This window comes from Hallella absiana, from assembly GCF_025457485.1.
GTDB classification, from domain to species: Bacteria; Bacteroidota; Bacteroidia; order Bacteroidales; family Bacteroidaceae; genus Prevotella; species Prevotella absiana.
The window spans coordinates 1-16,355 of sequence record NZ_JAMXSP010000025.1; the positions used below are offsets into that span (position 1 = coordinate 1).

Annotated in this window: 10 protein-coding genes; 4 read left to right on the forward strand and 6 right to left on the reverse strand. The window is 51.8% G+C overall.

Features of this window, described 5'->3' with window-relative positions; genetic code table 11:
• Positions 1–274: 274 nt before the first annotated feature.
• The 4 genes from NG346_RS11240 to dapF form a co-directional block, all read right to left on the reverse strand.
• On the reverse strand, positions 275–2,464 hold the full coding sequence (locus tag NG346_RS11240) for a glutamine synthetase III family protein (protein ID WP_262278925.1): 2,190 nt from the start codon (positions 2,462–2,464) through the stop codon (positions 275–277).
• Between the two features lie 110 nt (positions 2,465–2,574).
• Complete coding sequence (locus NG346_RS11245) at positions 2,575–3,282, reverse strand: TorF family putative porin (protein WP_262278924.1); 708 nt, start codon at positions 3,280–3,282, stop codon at positions 2,575–2,577.
• A 184-nt stretch (positions 3,283–3,466) separates the two neighbouring features.
• A complete protein-coding gene (locus NG346_RS11250; protein WP_154533480.1) occupies positions 3,467–4,705 on the reverse strand; it encodes an LL-diaminopimelate aminotransferase in 1,239 nt (412 codons plus the stop codon).
• Positions 4,706–4,776: 71 nt separating this feature from the next.
• Positions 4,777–5,661, reverse strand: coding sequence for a diaminopimelate epimerase (gene dapF, locus NG346_RS11255; protein WP_262278923.1), 885 nt, complete (start codon positions 5,659–5,661; stop codon positions 4,777–4,779).
• A 326-nt stretch (positions 5,662–5,987) separates the two neighbouring features.
• On the opposite strand from dapF, the gene NG346_RS11260 reads away from it, so the two are divergent.
• From NG346_RS11260 to asnB, 4 genes are all read left to right on the forward strand, one after another.
• Positions 5,988–6,344, forward strand: coding sequence for a P-II family nitrogen regulator (locus NG346_RS11260; protein WP_154533482.1), 357 nt, complete (start codon positions 5,988–5,990; stop codon positions 6,342–6,344).
• A 132-nt stretch (positions 6,345–6,476) separates the two neighbouring features.
• Entirely contained in the window at positions 6,477–7,745 is a 1,269-nt protein-coding gene (locus NG346_RS11265) for an ammonium transporter (protein WP_262278922.1), read from the forward strand.
• A 214-nt stretch (positions 7,746–7,959) separates the two neighbouring features.
• Positions 7,960–9,198, forward strand: coding sequence for an ammonium transporter (locus tag NG346_RS11270; RefSeq protein WP_262278921.1), 1,239 nt, complete (start codon positions 7,960–7,962; stop codon positions 9,196–9,198).
• A 96-nt stretch (positions 9,199–9,294) separates the two neighbouring features.
• Positions 9,295–11,016 (forward strand): asparagine synthase B, encoded by a 1,722-nt coding sequence (asnB, locus tag NG346_RS11275; RefSeq protein WP_262278920.1) that lies wholly within the window; start codon positions 9,295–9,297, stop codon positions 11,014–11,016.
• Positions 11,017–11,385: 369 nt separating this feature from the next.
• Here the strand turns inward: asnB and NG346_RS11280 are convergent, their stop codons facing one another.
• Positions 11,386–13,983, reverse strand: a complete 2,598-nt coding sequence (locus tag NG346_RS11280; protein ID WP_262278919.1) for a fimbrillin family protein — start codon at positions 13,981–13,983, stop codon at positions 11,386–11,388.
• 765 nt (positions 13,984–14,748) lie between these two features.
• The gene (gdhA, locus tag NG346_RS11285; RefSeq protein ID WP_262278918.1) at positions 14,749–16,086 is read right to left on the reverse strand and encodes an NADP-specific glutamate dehydrogenase; all 1,338 of its coding nucleotides are present in this window, start codon (positions 16,084–16,086) and stop codon (positions 14,749–14,751) included.
• Positions 16,087–16,355 lie beyond the last annotated feature (269 nt).

The window sequence follows — 16,355 nt, forward strand, 5'->3', positions numbered from 1 at the left end:
TGGGGAATTGGAGAGGAAAAACTGGTTATTCTCGTTGAGATTAAACATAAAGCTGTAAATTTTCGGCAAAGGTCGAAAATTTACAGCTTATAGAAAAGGCGGCCTAAAATGGATGGATACACAAGATCTGTGTTTGCTATTCGCCAGATGTATGCTCCTTATTAAATATACGTCTGTTGCTCATTATATATATGCATAAAAAAGGTGCCCTTGCCTCACGGCAAAAGCACCAAGCAAACTTAAACAACCAATAAAAGAAATAGATTGTCCTTGCTTATCGGATGAACAGAAGCTCGCGATACTTCGGCAGGGTCCAAAGCTCGTCGGCAACTACCAGCTCCAACTTGTCGATCTGATAACGGATCGGCTGGAACTTCGACTCCACGGTGTCATGGTAGGCGACAGCCTTCTCGCGGGCATCTTCTATCTTATTAGCGACCTTACGGGCATTGACAAGGTCTTCTACACCCTTCTCAATGATGGAGGTACGCTCAGCAATTTCCTTGATGATCTTCAGGTTGCGCTCACTGAGTTTCTTGCCTTCCTCAGCTCCGAAGATGTCCATCATGTTCTCCACATTCTTGGCCAACTGGCTCTGATAGTGAGTAGCTACCGGGATGATGTGGTTCATACTCAGGTCTCCGAGTACACGAGCCTCGATCTGAAGCTTCTTGGTATAGGTCTCCCATTTCACTTCGTTACGTGCTTTCAGCTCGTTCTCCTTCATCACGCCCATCGACTCAAACATCTTGATGCTTGCCTCGTCGAGGTAGCGGTCAAAGATCACGGGGCAGCTCTTCTCGGTGTCCAGACCGCGCTTCTCAGCCTCAGCAACCCATTCGTCGCTGTAGCCGTTGCCGTCGAAGTGGATAGGAGCGCAGGTCTTGATGTCAGAACGCAACACGTCGATGATGGCAGAGAACTTGTCTTCGCCTTTGGCAATGATAGCATCTACACGCTTCTTGAAGTCTGTCAGAGCCTCAGCGACAGCTGTGTTCAGTACGATCATGGCGCTGGCGCAGTTAGCCTCAGAGCCTACAGCACGGAACTCAAAGCGGTTGCCGGTGAAAGCAAATGGAGAAGTACGGTTGCGGTCAGTGTTGTCGCGCAAGATATCAGGAATCTCTGGGATGTCAATCGTCACGCCCTCTTTGCCCTTGATATTGAACAGATCCTTCTTGTCGGCCTTTTCGATATGGTCAAGAATGTCAGAAACCTGCTTGCCAAGGAAGGAAGAGATGATTGCTGGAGGTGCTTCGTTGGCACCCAGACGGTGAGCGTTGGTAGCACTCATGATAGAAGCTTTCAGCAGACCATTGTGCTTGTATACACCCATCAACGTCTCGACGATGAACACCATGAAGCGAAGGTTGTCCTCAGGAGTCTTGCCTGGACCGTGGAGCAGGATGCCCGTGTCGGTAGAAAGACTCCAGTTGTTGTGTTTACCGGAACCGTTGATGCCGTCGAAAGGCTTTTCGTGAAGCAGTACCTGGAAGCCATGCTTGCGGGCAACCTTCTTCATCAGGCTCATCAACAGCATGTTGTGGTCGACAGCCAAGTTGGTTTCCTCGAAGATAGGGGCGCACTCAAACTGGTTAGGAGCGACCTCGTTGTGACGTGTCTTGCAGGGAATGCCAAGCTCCAAAGCCTGAATCTCAAGGTCTTTCATGAAGGCCTGAACACGCTCGGGAATGGTTCCGAAGTAGTGGTCGTCCATCTGCTGGTCCTTGGCAGAGCTGTGGCCCATCAGTGTGCGGCCTGTCAGCATAAGGTCAGGACGTGCGGCATAGAGATCCTCGTCGACGAGGAAGTACTCCTGCTCCCATCCCAAGTTGCTGATACACTTCTTCACGTCGGGATAGAAATAATGACAGACATCGGTAGCGGCAACGTTCACGGCGTGGAGCGCGCGCAGCAGAGGTGCCTTGTAGTCCAGTGCCTCACCGGTATACGAAATGAAGATCGTCGGGATACACAGCGTGTCGTCGATGATAAACACAGGTGATGTAGGATCCCAAGCAGAGTAGCCACGTGCCTCAAAGGTCGAGCGGATACCGCCAGAGGGGAAGCTGGATGCGTCAGGCTCCTGCTGTACGAGCAGCTTACCGGAGAATTCCTCAATCATACCGCCCTTGCCGTCATGCTCGATAAAGGCATCGTGCTTCTCTGCCGTTCCCTCTGTCAGAGGCTGGAACCAGTGAGTATAGTGTGTGACGCCATTCTCGTCGGCCCACTGCTTCATGCCTGCTGCCACTGCATCGGCAATGCTGCGGTCGAGCTGTGCACCGTTGTCGATAACATCAATAAGCTTGTCATACACCTTCGACGGAAGATATTTGTACATCTTCTGACGGTTGAACACTTTCTTGCCGAAGAATTCTGAAGGACGCTCTACCGGTGAGATGACCTCAACGGGCTTTCTGCGTGATGCCTCAGCGACGGCATCAAATCGTAAACTAGTCATATTTCTTAATGTTGATGTTAAAGTTCTTTATAGATGTGGTGCCTCGCTGAGGAGGTCACCACGTTGTTTCTTGTTTTTATTAGCAGGCTGTTCCTGCTGTCGGTTGTGGGTTATGGATGCAGAGTGAAGCCGAAAGTGAAGTAAGCCTTCTGTGTGCTGGGGTTGGCATACACGCCGGCGAAGACCGGAACAGAGAAGGACTTGGTGATCTCAATGTCTTTACAAGCCTTCAATCCCAGGTTTGTGACAGCGAAACCGTCGGCTTTGGCGTAGAACGAAGTGCGGTAAGGTACGGCACCTACTGTGGCGGTCCAGTCAAGAGAAGCCAGTTTGAAAGGTGCGGCCAACTCTAAATAGGACGAGTAGGCTCTGTCTCCGTCTTTGTTCACTCCATCGTTTCCTGCGAAGTTGGTATACCAGTTGACAGCCAGCGGACCGAAGTCGTAACCGATGTTTCCCTCAAACACATGGCTCGTCTCGTGAGCCTTGTAAGCGAAGTATTTGTCGTTGGGCGAATTGAACCAGTAGTCTGTCACCCCAATGTGGAAGCCTCCTGTCGTGTAAGTAGCAGTGAGGTCCAACTCTTTGGTGTCGTCTTTGTCAGACAAGCCCACGTTGCCCCATGCAGATAGAGAAAACCCTTTGTAAGCTATGCCCAGCGTTGGCTGGATGCTCACGTCGCCTAAGTCTTGTCCACGCCAGATATACTGGTTGACAACATCGGTACTGATCGTACCCTCTACTTTGTCCTGAGCACTTGCAGTGAGTGCTGTCATGGCAATGGCAGCCAGACACATCATTCTTCTTACCTTTTTCATAACGACTTATTTTTAATTGTTCATATTTTGGCAGTACGATCCTGAAAGACAGTCTGCCGTTTTCTCTCACTTGCGTTTCTCTCTGTTTTCTCTTCAAGACCGATGTCTTTCGACATGTGGGTCTCTCTCTGCATTTGCAGTTTCTTGCTGCTTCTCGCGGCTACTGCTGCATTCCGGATATATCTTACTTCTTCAGTGACCACTCGGCGATGCGTCGCATAGCCTCACGCACGTCTTCACGGTTGCCAAAGGACGTCAGGCGGAAATAGCCTTCGCCGCTTGGTCCGAAGCCCACACCCGGTGTGCAGACAACACCGCATCCGTAGAGCAGCTGTTCGAAGAACTTCCAGCTGTCCATGCCGTCGGGCGTCTTGACCCACAGATAAGGAGCGTTGACACCGCCATAGACCTTATAGCTGAGCTTACTAAGCGTCTCGCGCATGATCTTCGCGTTCTCCATGTAGTAGTCTATGGTCTCTTGGATCTGTTTCTTGCCCTCTGGTGTGTAGATGGCTTCGGCGGCACGCTGGCTGATATAGCTTGTTCCGTTGAACTTCGTGCTCTGTCGGCGATCCCACAACTGATTGAGATTGACGCGCTGCTTGCCATCAACGGTCACGGCTGTCAACTCTTTCGGGATGATCGTGTAGCCGCAACGCACACCGGTGAAGCCAGCCGTCTTGCTGTAGCTGTGGAACTCTATCGCGCATTTGCGTGCTCCCTTGATCTCATAGATAGAGTGGGGAATCTCCGGATCGGTGATGTATGCTTCATAAGCGGCATCGTAGAAGAGAATGGAATCATTGCGCAGTGCGAAGTTCACCCACTTGCGAAGTTCCTCTTTCGGAAGCACAGTACCTGTCGGATTGTTGGGGTAGCACAAGTAAATCATGTCCACGTGACGGTCAGGAATCTGTGGTACGAAGTTGTTGTCTGCCGTACATGGGAAATAGGTGACGTCTGTCCATTTGCCATTTTCGAAGACGCCTGCGCGTCCGATCATCGCATTGGAGTCGACATATACGGGATAGATAGGATCCGTCACGCCGATGTTGTTGTCCCAGCGCAGGATTTCCTGAATGTTTCCGGTGTCGCTTTTCGCACCGTCGTTGACGAAGATCTCGTTGAGATCAATGTGGATACCTCTTGGCAGAAAATCGTTTTTCTGAATAGCCTCGCGCAGGAAGTCGTAACCTCTCTCTGGTCCATAGCCACGGAAAGTGGCCTTGTTGGACATCTCATCCACAGCTTTGTGCATAGCTTCGATGACCACAGGAGCCAACGGCCGCGTCACATCGCCGATACCCAGGCTGATTACCTTGACCTTGGGATGCGACACCTTGAAGGCGTTGACCCTTTTGGCAATGTCAGCAAACAAATAGTTGCCGGGTAATTTCAGGAAGTGTTCGTTTACTAATGCCATATTCTTAAATTCCTTTTATGTTGTGTGTTAAGTTTGTCATTATCGTTTTCTATGTCTCTCAGCGTGTCTGCCTATTTATCTTCCGGCAGTTCTATGTCGCCCTCAAAGGCGAAGGCAGCCGGTCCGGTCATATATACATGGTTGTCGTTCGGACTCCATGTGATGTCGAGATCGCCGCCGTCCATGGCGATGACAGCGTGTCTGCCGCAGACACCGAGCTTTGCTGCGGCTACGGCTGTGGCGCAAGCGCCTGTGCCGCAAGCCATGGTGATGCCGCTACCCCGTTCCCAGACACGGGTGCGAAGCTTGCCTTCACCCACAAGCTGTGCAAACTCAATGTTGCATCGCTGTGGGAAGGCTTTCTCTCTCTCCAATAACTTTCCTAACGTTGTGATATCCATGTGCTGAACATCGTCCACGAAGATGACGTAATGTGGGTTGCCCATACTCACGAAGAGACTCTTGGGCTTTCCGTCTTCTGTCCGTAGGACGTGGTCAGCCAAGGCTTTGACGCTGTTCAACTCGTCGGGTGTATGCCCAGTGTATTGCTCTTTGACATCAAAGGCAGGCTCTAACATATCTACCGTGACACTCTCCACTTTTCCAGCTTTCAGATGCAGGCTGAGGATCTTCACACCGGAAAGCGTCTCCAATCTGATCGTAGTCTTGTCGGTGATACCTTTCTCATAAAGATACTTGGCGATGCACCGGCTGGCATTTCCGCACATCATAGCTTCAGAACCGTCGGCATTGAAGATGCGCATCGAGTAGTCGGCTTTCTCCCCGTCCTTCGGTTTGCCAATAAGCACCAGTCCATCGCTGCCAATGCCCGTATGCGGCTTGCTCCATGCGATGGAGGCTGCGCTCGGATCGGGGATATTATATAATAAGGTGTTGACGTATATATAGTCATTACCAGCCCCGTGCATCTTTGTGAAGTGAATGGTCTTTGACATAATGAAGCAATTTATTTCTTATTGATTGACTTAATGTTTTGAATACGCTGCAAAGTTAATACAAAAAGATAGAACTGCAAAGAGAAGCACGACATTTTTTAGTAACTTTTTCTATGGAAGTGTGAAATTGTAATGTCTGTGGCCGAAAGTCATTACAGTTTATCAATGAAACCACCCTTTTACGAGGCACGTTGCAAGCAATAAAAAAATAACGCTAACAAAAAGAGCACAGTTAGTTGTCTGTATAAACAAAATGTATTAACTTTGCACTCGAAAGATTACAATACGTAAGCAACCATAAGTTTAACCATAAAGAAAGGTAAGTTATGAAGAAGATTGAAGCGATCATCCGTAAGACTAAATTTGAGGATGTAAAGGAAGCATTGCTTGCCGCTGACATCGAATGGTTTTCCTATTACGATGTCCGTGGTGAGGGAAAGATGCGCCAGGCCCGAATCTATCGTGGCGTGATGTACGATACGAGCAGTATTGAGCGTGTTTTGATGAACATCGTCGTGCGTGACAAGAACGTCGACAAGACCGTCAAGGCCATCACAGACGCCGCCCGCACTGGTGAGATCGGCGATGGACGTATCTTCATCATTCCGGTTGAGGACACCATCCGCATCCGCACCGGCGAGCGCGGAGACATTGCCCTGTATAATGCAGAGCAGGAGAAGTAACGCTTCTGCACGCTTTCTTTCCTAATATATAAAGGAAACGGATGCTTTCCTATTATTATATATAGAGAGAAGGTGGATGCAATAGAGAGAACATAGAAACACAATTAGGGTAACAAAAAAATCAATCGTATTATGACAGTTCAAGATTTAAGCATTTCCATAGATACCGTATGGATGCTGCTTGCAGCCATGCTCGTATTCTTTATGCAACCAGGTTTCGCCTATTGTGAGGCGGGTTTCACCCGGCGTAAAAACACCACAAACATTCTGTTCAAGAACTTCGTCGACTTCATGCTGGGCTCAGTGCTTTTCTGGTTTGTCGGTTTCGGCTTTATGTTCGGTTCTGATGGTCAGGGCTTCATCGGCATGCCCAACTTCGGCGATCTCTCTTTCTACCACAATGCCAACGGTTTGCCAACAGAGGGCTTCCTGATGTTCGAGACCGTCTTCTGTGCTACGTCAGCTACCATTGTTTCTGGCGCCATGGCAGAGCGTACGAAGTTCAACATGTATGTTGTCTATTCGTTCTTCATTTCTTTGATCATCTATCCTGTCGAGGGTCACTGGACCTGGGGCGGCGGCTGGCTTTGCAACGCTGCTGACGGCAGTTTCATGATGGACACCTTCGGTCATGCGTTCCACGACTTTGCCGGTTCCACGGTTGTGCACTCTGTTGGTGGTGTACTGGCTTTGGTGGGTGCCATCTTCCTTGGTCCCCGTTTGGGCAAGTACCGCAAGGACGGCAAGAGCAACGCTATTCCGGGTCACAGCCTGACGCTGGCTTCTCTCGGTGTGTTCATCCTCTGGTTTGGCTGGTTCGGTTTCAACCCGGGCTCTCAGCTTGCTGCAAGTGGTCAGGTCAACCGTGAGGCCATCAGCCACGTGTTCCTGACGACCAACATGGCAGCCGCCTGTGGCGGTCTGGCAACCATGTTCCTCACTTGGCTGAAGTATGGCAAGCCATCCTTCTCATTGACACTGAACGGTATTCTTGCCGGTTTGGTAGGTATCACAGCCGGTTGCGACTGCGTGTCAGTGGTTGGTTCTATCATCATCGGCGTCTGCTGCGGTATCGCACTGCCGTTTGCCGTTGAGTTCATCGACCAGAAACTTCATATCGACGACCCTGTCGGTGCCAGTTCCGTTCACTGGGTCAATGGTGTTCTCGGTACTTTGCTGACCGGTTTGTTCTCCACCAGTGAGGGTGCTTTCTATGGTCACGGCTTCGGATTCTTTGGTGCAGAGGCCTTCGGCGTTCTTTGTGTAGACGCTTGGGCAGCCGCCTGCGGTATAGTACTCTTCTGGACGATCAAGCACACCGTTGGACTCCGTGTTGACAAGCGCGTGGAGGAAGAGGGACTTGACATCTACGAGCACGGCGAGAGCTGCTACAACGGATAGTATCCACTTAACTCTAATACTTGAAGACTTCAGCCTCCCTTCGGGGAGACCGAGGTCTTTCCATCGGAACACGTTTCCAAACATCATCGGAACACGTCTCCAAACTTTGTTAGCATTACAACTCATTATTCATCAACTGATTCAAAAAGATTCTGTGTAAGTAACCATCAAGACAAGGACAGAAGCAAACGAATAGTAAAACAACTCAACCATTATGATTGATACAGGAAATACAGCGTGGATCACCACTGCCACTATCTTAGTGATGTTTATGACCGTTCCGGCCCTGGCATTGTTCTATGGCGGCCTCGTACGTTCAAAGAACATCCTTAGCATTCTCATGCAGTGTCTCATCTGCACTGCCGTGGGCAGCATTCTCTGGGTAGCCATTGGCTACAGCTGGGTGTTTGGTACCAGTCTTCAGGGTACGGCTTTGGGAGGCGTGATCGGAGGTTTCGATAAGGCATTTCTCCATGGCGTGACCATTCACTCGGTGTTGGCTCCGGCCCATATCCCCGAGTTGACGTTTGTACTCTTCCAGTGCATGTTTGCCGTGATCACTCCTGCGCTGATCATTGGTGCGTTTGCCGAGCGCATGCGCTTCTCGGCTTTTCTGCTGTTCACCATTCTTTGGTCTGTCATCGTCTATTATCCCATGGCCCACTTCGTCTGGGGTGGCGGTTTCCTCCAGCAGATGGGTGCCATTGACTTTGCCGGTGGCACGGTGGTACATATCAATGCTGGTGTCGCTGCCTTGGTGACCGCTCTGATGCTGGGTCGTCGTACCGGCTATCGTCCGGGTCGTCCTATTCCAGCCACCAACGTTCCCTTTGTGTTCATCGGTGCCGCCATGCTGTGGCTGGGATGGTTTGGTTTCAACGCAGGCAGCGGCCTGACCGCCGACGGTCTTGACGCCAACGCTTTCCTTGTCACTCATCTGGCAACAGCAGTAGCCGCCGTCACGTGGATGACGATCGACTGGATCTACAGCGGCCGTCCCACCTGCGTGGGCATGTGCACGGGTGCAGTGGCTGGCTTGGTGGCCATCACGCCGGCAGCCGGCAGCACGGACGTACTTGGAGCTATCTGTATAGGACTCATCACTTCCACGATCTGCTACTTCATGGTGGCCTTCGTGAAACGAGTCTGCGGCTACGACGACGCACTCGACGCCTTTGGTGTTCACGGCATCGGTGGTATCATCGGTTCTGTTCTGACCGGTGTCTTTGCCACCAAAGCGGTGACCGGTGGCGTCTGTGGCGCACTCTATGGCGACTGGCATCAGCTGGGCGTGCAGCTCATCGCCACAGTCTTCGGCATCGTTTTCAGTGGCGTGCTGACATGGATCATCTTTGTCATCATCGATAAGACCATTGGCATGCGTGTAGACACGCGTGTGGAGGAAGAAGGACTCGACATCTACGAGCACGGAGAATCAGCATACAATATCTAATGAAAGACACATCTCCCACGGGCATCGTCACTCCGGTGACGCTTGCCCTTGGGAATTTCAACGTATACATTCACAAACTTAACAGCTTTTACAACCATGTGTGGAATAGTAGGAATTTTCAACATTCAGGAGCAGACTCCTGATTTGCGCCAGAAGGCGTTGCGTATGAGTCAGAAGATCCGTCATCGCGGACCGGACTGGAGTGGTATCTACACCGGCAGCTCAGCCATCCTCTGTCATGAGCGACTGAGCATTGTAGACCCGGAGAGCGGTAAGCAGCCACTGTTCTCGCCCGACAAGAAGGAAGTGCTCGCCGTGAACGGAGAGATCTACAACCACCTCGACATCCGGTCGTCGTTCCCCGACTATGCTTTCCAGACGGGCAGCGACTGCGAAGTGATCCTTGCCCTGTACCGTCAGTGGAAGGAGGCAGCGCGCTCACAGACATCGGCCGAGTCCTTGCATGCTTCCATCGTCAGCATGATAGAGAAGCTCAGCGGCATCTTTGCCTTTGCGCTCTATGATGCCGAGGATGGCTCATTTCTCGTAGCCCGCGACTCTATCGGCGTGATACCTCTTTATATAGGTTACGATCCTGACGGCAAGGTATATGTCGCCAGTGAGTTGAAAGCACTGGAAGGACAGTGCGATCATTACGAGCCGTTCCTGCCCGGTCACTACTATTGGAGCAAGGATCCGGGCATGAAGCGCTATTATCACCGTGATTGGATGGAAGGAAAGACTCGCCCCCAAACTGCCCTGTCTTACGGTCAGGCCGTTGAGGAGATCCGTCAGGGACTGATGTCGGCCGTGAAGCGTCAGCTGATGAGCGACGTGCCTTACGGCGTGTTGCTCTCCGGCGGACTGGACTCGTCGGTGATCTCTGCCATTTCCGAGCGCTTCTCTTCCACACGTGTTGAGGAAGGCGGCGAGACACGTGCCTACTGGCCACGGCTTCACAGCTTTGCAGTCGGCTTGAAAGGTGCGCCGGACTTGGCCAAGGCTAAGCTTGTCGCGGACTATATCGGCACCGTACATCACGAGATCAACTACACCATTCAGGAAGGTCTTGACGCCATCCGCGACGTGATCTATTTCATCGAAACCTATGATGTGACCACCGTGCGTGCTTCTACGCCGATGTATCTCCTGGCCCGTGTCATCAAGTCGATGGGCATCAAGATGGTGCTCTCGGGCGAAGGCGCCGACGAGATCTTCGGTGGTTATCTCTATTTCCACAAGGCTCCGTCGCCGGAGGAGTTCCACAAGGAGACCGTGCGCAAGCTGTCCAAACTCTATCAGTACGACTGTCTGCGTGCCAACAAGAGTCTGGCAGCGTGGGGCGTGGAGGGTCGTGTGCCCTTCCTCGACAAAGAGTTCTTGGATGTTGCCATGACAATAGACCCGAGCTATAAGATGTGTCCGGGCAAGACCATCGAGAAGAAGGTGGTGCGCGACGCGTTCACCGACATGCTCCCCGAGGAAGTGGCCTGGCGTCAGAAGGAGCAGTTCTCCGATGGCGTAGGCTACAGTTGGATCGACACCTTGAAGCAGATCACCGCTTCAGCCGTCAGCGACGAGCAGATGGCGCACGCTGCTGAGCGCTTCCCGATCAACCCGCCGCGCAACAAAGAGGAGTATTACTATCGTTCGATCTTTGCCGAGCACTTCCCCAGCGACTCTGCCGCCCGCTCAGTGCCCAGCGTGCCGAGTGTGGCATGCTCCACTGCTGAAGCCCTCGCTTGGGACGAAGCCTTCAAGAACATGAATGAGCCCAGCGGCCGTGCCGTCAAAGATGTGCACGAGGACGTAGAGTAATCGTTGTTGCATGGCAGTAATGCATAAACCACATAGTGCATAAGCATGGTTTTTATTCAAAGATAACAAAAAGGCTGGATCCCAAGCGAAGGGTTCAGCCTTTTTTCGCTATCTCTCACACAGAGTCACAGAGACACAGAGAAGGCTTCGCCTGATAGTGCACATGGAGTTGCAAGAGCAGTATGAGTAGTGAGAGCATGTATGCCAACCTTTATAACCAACCCAAAAGGGCTTGCGAACTTCACAGCCCACAAGCCCAAAGGTTGAATTATATACATCTCTTAGAGTTTAGCGAGATGCTTGTGGCAAGTCTCACGACTTGCAAGTGTTACTGCGATTACGAAGTAACTGTTTTATATATTAAAGGGATTAAAAAGCGAGAAAGGGGCGGACAGGCCTGCCGCCCAGCGTGTTGTAGTCGAAGCGAACAGAACCGGGTCCCTTCCCGTCGTCGACCCCCGAATCGATGTCGATCGCGTACGTATCGGAAAACCTCGTAGAGGTCCACTCAAAAGTGCTATTTGCTTGGAAGAATTCAGTATAGTTGTTCGCGCCCACCTTGCTCAAAGCGGTATTTACCTTGGTGGTAACATCTATCATTATCATGTTGGATACAAAATTACTAATGTTCCAGCCACTCGACGGATAGTCTCCAATGGCATTCATAATGGCATAATACTGGCCGGCCGTTGGCAGGAACCAACCGGTAGAGGTAGACGGAGCCTTCAATGTGGTATAGGCAAGTGCTGCCTGTGCCGCAGGATGGGCAGAGTTGTTCAAGGCCACTGATTCTTTATAGCCTGAGCCGTAAGATTGGGTAGATGAGCCAACAATAAGAGCTGACGTGTTTACTTTTGACCGGTTATCATCAGTATTGCTTGTCTTCCATTGATAGCTTGTTCCATAGTTTGTGGTACCTGTTGAGCCAATGGTTTTTAAGCACATCACCAATGCATGACCGCCCACGCTGCTCGACTTGGTATTCTTTTCCGTCCAGTAGTTGCTGCCGATATATCCCACGATGCCGATTGGTGTCTTGCCACTAATCAGACTTTCACTTTGATGCGACATATCGCCATCGCTGTAATACACGTCACCCAAGGCCATTGTATAGCTTGTTTCTGTATTGTTGGGAGAGCAGGTAGCTTCTTGTGCTAAGTATTTGTCAGCTGATAATTTATAAGAGAGCGTCTTGGTCCACTTATCTTCCCCAGTTGAAGTGGTATTATAGACTACAGTAGCCGCTGGCTTTTGTATAGCAACGTAACATGTACTGGCTTTCTTATAGGGGGTGATACTTGCACTTATCGCAGACGAAGCTGTAACGGTGTATTGATTATGTACCCACTTGAAGTTCGCGTCCGTCGACAAGTGTCTGTAGTCATAGTGCGTCTTCTGTCCGAGATTGATGACCGCCAGCCCCATCTGATGGCTCATGCTAAAGTTCACTGTAGAGGCGGTAGTCGTGGAGACAACGCCTACGGCCACTTGCAAGTCGCTGGCATTAAGGTTCTCAGCTGAGCTTTGATCCGTCTTGGGACTCCACGACGATATGCCGGAGGCAAAGAACGTGGCGGCATCATCGGCAGCCTTGCCCGTGTTGGCGAGGCCTTTATCGCTATAGGGATAATAGACATAGAACCTGCAGTTCTCGGGCAGGAGCACACGGGAGGCTGATGTCCACTTGCCATTGGAGTATGTCAGCTTGATATTGCTGTATTTCAGTCCGTTGGCATCAGCCACATAGATGCCCACAGCATCGCCGGCGGCAAAGGCCGTCTTGGGATAGTTGCTGCCCCATGATGTGGCAAAGGTGATGCTGCCCAACTGCAACTTTGAGACGGAGTGAGGCGAGACCTTGTAGACGACGGACTGGCCCTTGTCCCACTTTGTGCCTTTGAGTGAACCGGTGAGGTTATACGTGTTGTTGTCGAAGACGTAGGTGATGGCAATCTTCTGATTGTCCGTGGTAAATGACTGCGGAATCATCAGCAGCGTCTTTGTTCCGGAGATAATATCCTGGTTCTCTGAGCCCGTGAGCTGTAGACTCATGTTGCTGATGGTGTAGTTGCCCGTGGCCGTCGTCGTCCAGTTGCCGCCCAACGACAGCCGTCCTTTGGTGGCGATGTTTGTGAAGCCCACCGAGGTGATCTGTCCTTTCGGCATATCCGGTCCGGCCACGAAGCGGATGGAGGTGAGCTGATGGTCGAAGGTGAGCGGCACAGCCTTGTTGGTGCCAACAGAGGCGAGCGTCAGGCCTTTGTTTGTGGCCACGATCAGGTCGGGCTGGTTCTCCGCAGTGGCGGGAAGGGCATAGTCGATATAGGGTGTGCCCGCTGTACTTCCGGAGGACAGTGTCAGACCATTGGAAGAAGGAGAAGGAATGGGCGCGTAGGCATAGAAGGCCACCTTGTCGGTGGCAGGCCAATAGTGCTCGTTGGCTGTCTTCCAGCCGTAGCTTGCGTTTGTAGCCGTCTCGTTGTAGAAGAGGCTGTTGGGCGTGGCCGAGGCAAAGGCTTGGTCGTTGGCGTATGGGATGGCGGACACGCCAAACTGCTTGAGTTGGCCGATAGACTCAATGCGCGTGCCGCGCGTGAGCGGCTCGTCGGCGACCTTCTCGGCCATAGCGCCGCTCACACGCTCGGAGACGAGCGGATGGAGATAGAGCGTGTGGCCGCCGCCCGTGGTCTTCAGCGGAGCGGCAAAATAAGACTGGGGATCGGGCGCAGAAGCCGTGGAAATAGCGGCGGCCGCTACGCCACGGGAGCCCTTGGCCGAGGCGGACGAAGAGTGGGCGACCGGCGTGCCGTCGATGGCATCCACCTTAAACGAGATTGGTTCGGAAGAGAGAACGGGCGTACCGTCGGTCAGCGTCTCACTGCAACCGGTGAGAAACGACAGCGCACTTAGTGACAACAGCAGCAGGTCACAAGAGCGGAACTTAGAAACAGAGTGACGTAATCGCATAATTCTACAGACCTTTAATATTACTTACTTTTTCGTGGCCTATAGAATCGCCCCTGATTCGGCTCCCTTTATATATATAATGTGTTCATGTAAGGACATAAAAAACGTGGGCATCTGTACAAATTGCCCAGTTTTCAGGTCGTAGGAAACCCAGGTTCGAACAATTGCACAGAATGCCCACGCCTGAGGTTATGATACACCACACCCTTTCGGGTGCAGAATATATACACCAGAGCGCAGACATTCACTTGGCAATATCTTCGAACCTATTCAAATTTCCTACGTTTGAAAACCGAAGATAATGTTTGTAAACGTCTTTATGTGTCGAAGCCTTTGGTGTGCCGGCTACGCTTAGCCGACGGCGACGACACGACTATGTCCGGCGAAGACATGCGGCGGGCCGCACATCAACTCCGCTGCAAAGATACGGAGTTTTTGTGAAATCTCCACGTTCTCGCCCAAGTTTTTTTTTTAGAAGCCTCACCCCCGTGCCCCTCTCCAAGGGAGAGGGGAGTAGAATGCTTTGCGGGTGCTAAATACAGAGAAGACAAATCTTCCTGTGAATTTTTGTAACTATCCAGCGAATGATATTGGAGTCTTAGCGCTCGCTAATCTATTTTGTGAGTTGTGCAGGAAGTGGTTTTGTCTGAAAAAATCAGCGAAGTGCGGGTTCCGGACGTAATATGCGGGACAAACAAAAAAGTCTGCCACGCATGTTGTTGCGTGGCAGACTTCAGCTGCTGATATTCTTTTGGCTCTTGTCCGTTATACGATGCCTTGAGCCATCATGGCGTTGGCGACCTTCATGAATCCGGCCACGTTGGCACCGCGCACATAGTCGATGTATCCGTCGGGCATGGTGCCGTACTTGACGCACTGCTCGTGGATGGAGTGCATGATATAGTGGAGCTTGTCGTCGACCTCCTGGGCACTCCAGTGCAGGCGCATGGAGTTCTGGGTCATCTCCAGTCCGGAGGTAGCCACGCCACCGGCGTTGACAGCCTTGCCCGGTGCGAAGAGCTGATGGGCCTTGACAAACTTCTCCACGGCCTCGGCCGTGCACCCCATGTTGCTCACCTCGGCGACGCAAACCGGATGGTTGGCCAGGATGTGGTCAGCATCGTTGCCGTCGAGCTCGTTCTGTGTGGCGCAGGTGAGATAGATGTCGGCCTTTTGCTCCCACGGCTTCTTGCCGGCGAAGAACTGTGCGCTCTTGAACTGCTCAGCGTATGGCTCGCAGATGTCCTCGCCGCTGGCGCGCAGCTCCAGCATGTAGTCGTTCTTCTCACCGCAAATGCCCTCTGGATCATAGATATATCCGTCGGGTCCGCTGATGGTGATCACCTTTGCGCCGAGCTGTGTAGCCTTCTTCACGGCACCCCAGGCCACGTTGCCAAAGCCCGAGACGGCGACCGTCTTGCCCTTGATGTCAATGTCGTGGGTCTGGAGCATCTGGTTGACGAAGTAGAGTGCGCCGAAGCCAGTGGCCTCCGGGCGCAGGATGCTGCCTCCCCATTCCATGCCCTTGCCGGTGAGCACGCCTTGGAACTGATGAGTGAGCTTCTTGTATTCGCCGAAGAGATAGCCGATCTCGCGACCGCCCACGCCGATGTCGCCGGCCGGAACGTCCTCGTCGGGACCGATATAGTGGTAGAGTTCCTGCATGAAGCTTTGGCAGAAGCGCATCACCTCAGCGTCGGAGCGGCCGCGGATCGAGAAGTCGGCACCGCCCTTGGCACCGCCCATAGGCAGCGTGGTGAGCGCGTTTTTGAAGGTCTGCTCAAAGCCGAGGAACTTCATGATGCTTAATGTCACGGAAGGATGGAAACGCAGTCCGCCCTTATAAGGACCAATGGCGCTGTTGAACTGCACACGGTAGCCCGTATTGACGTGCACCTCGCCCTGATCGTCGGTCCAAGGCACGCGGAACATGATCACGCGCTCCGGCTCAACGAGGCGCTCGATGATCTTGGCCTTCTCAAACTCAGGATGCTGATTGTAGACATCATGAATAGAGATCAGCACTTCTTTCACAGCCTGCAGAAACTCCGGTTCAGCGGCGTGTTTCCACATGAGTCCTTTCAATACTTGTTCAACTTCCATAGTAGTAAACTTGTTTTTAGTCTTAAAGGTTAATCGGGTTGGATACTCCCGGTGTTGTTTCATTGTGTCATTCTGACGGTGCAAATATAGGATTTATTTTGTAAACAGCAAAGGGAAACAGGGATAATTTTGCTTAAAAAGTATCGTTTTGCTTAGATGCTTGGTGTGTGTACGTGAACAGCAGTATATGACAGATAGAGAAGGTAAGAGCAAGTCAATAGAGATAATAAATTTAGTGTTGTGTGTCTTTGATTCAATGTTCATCTTTC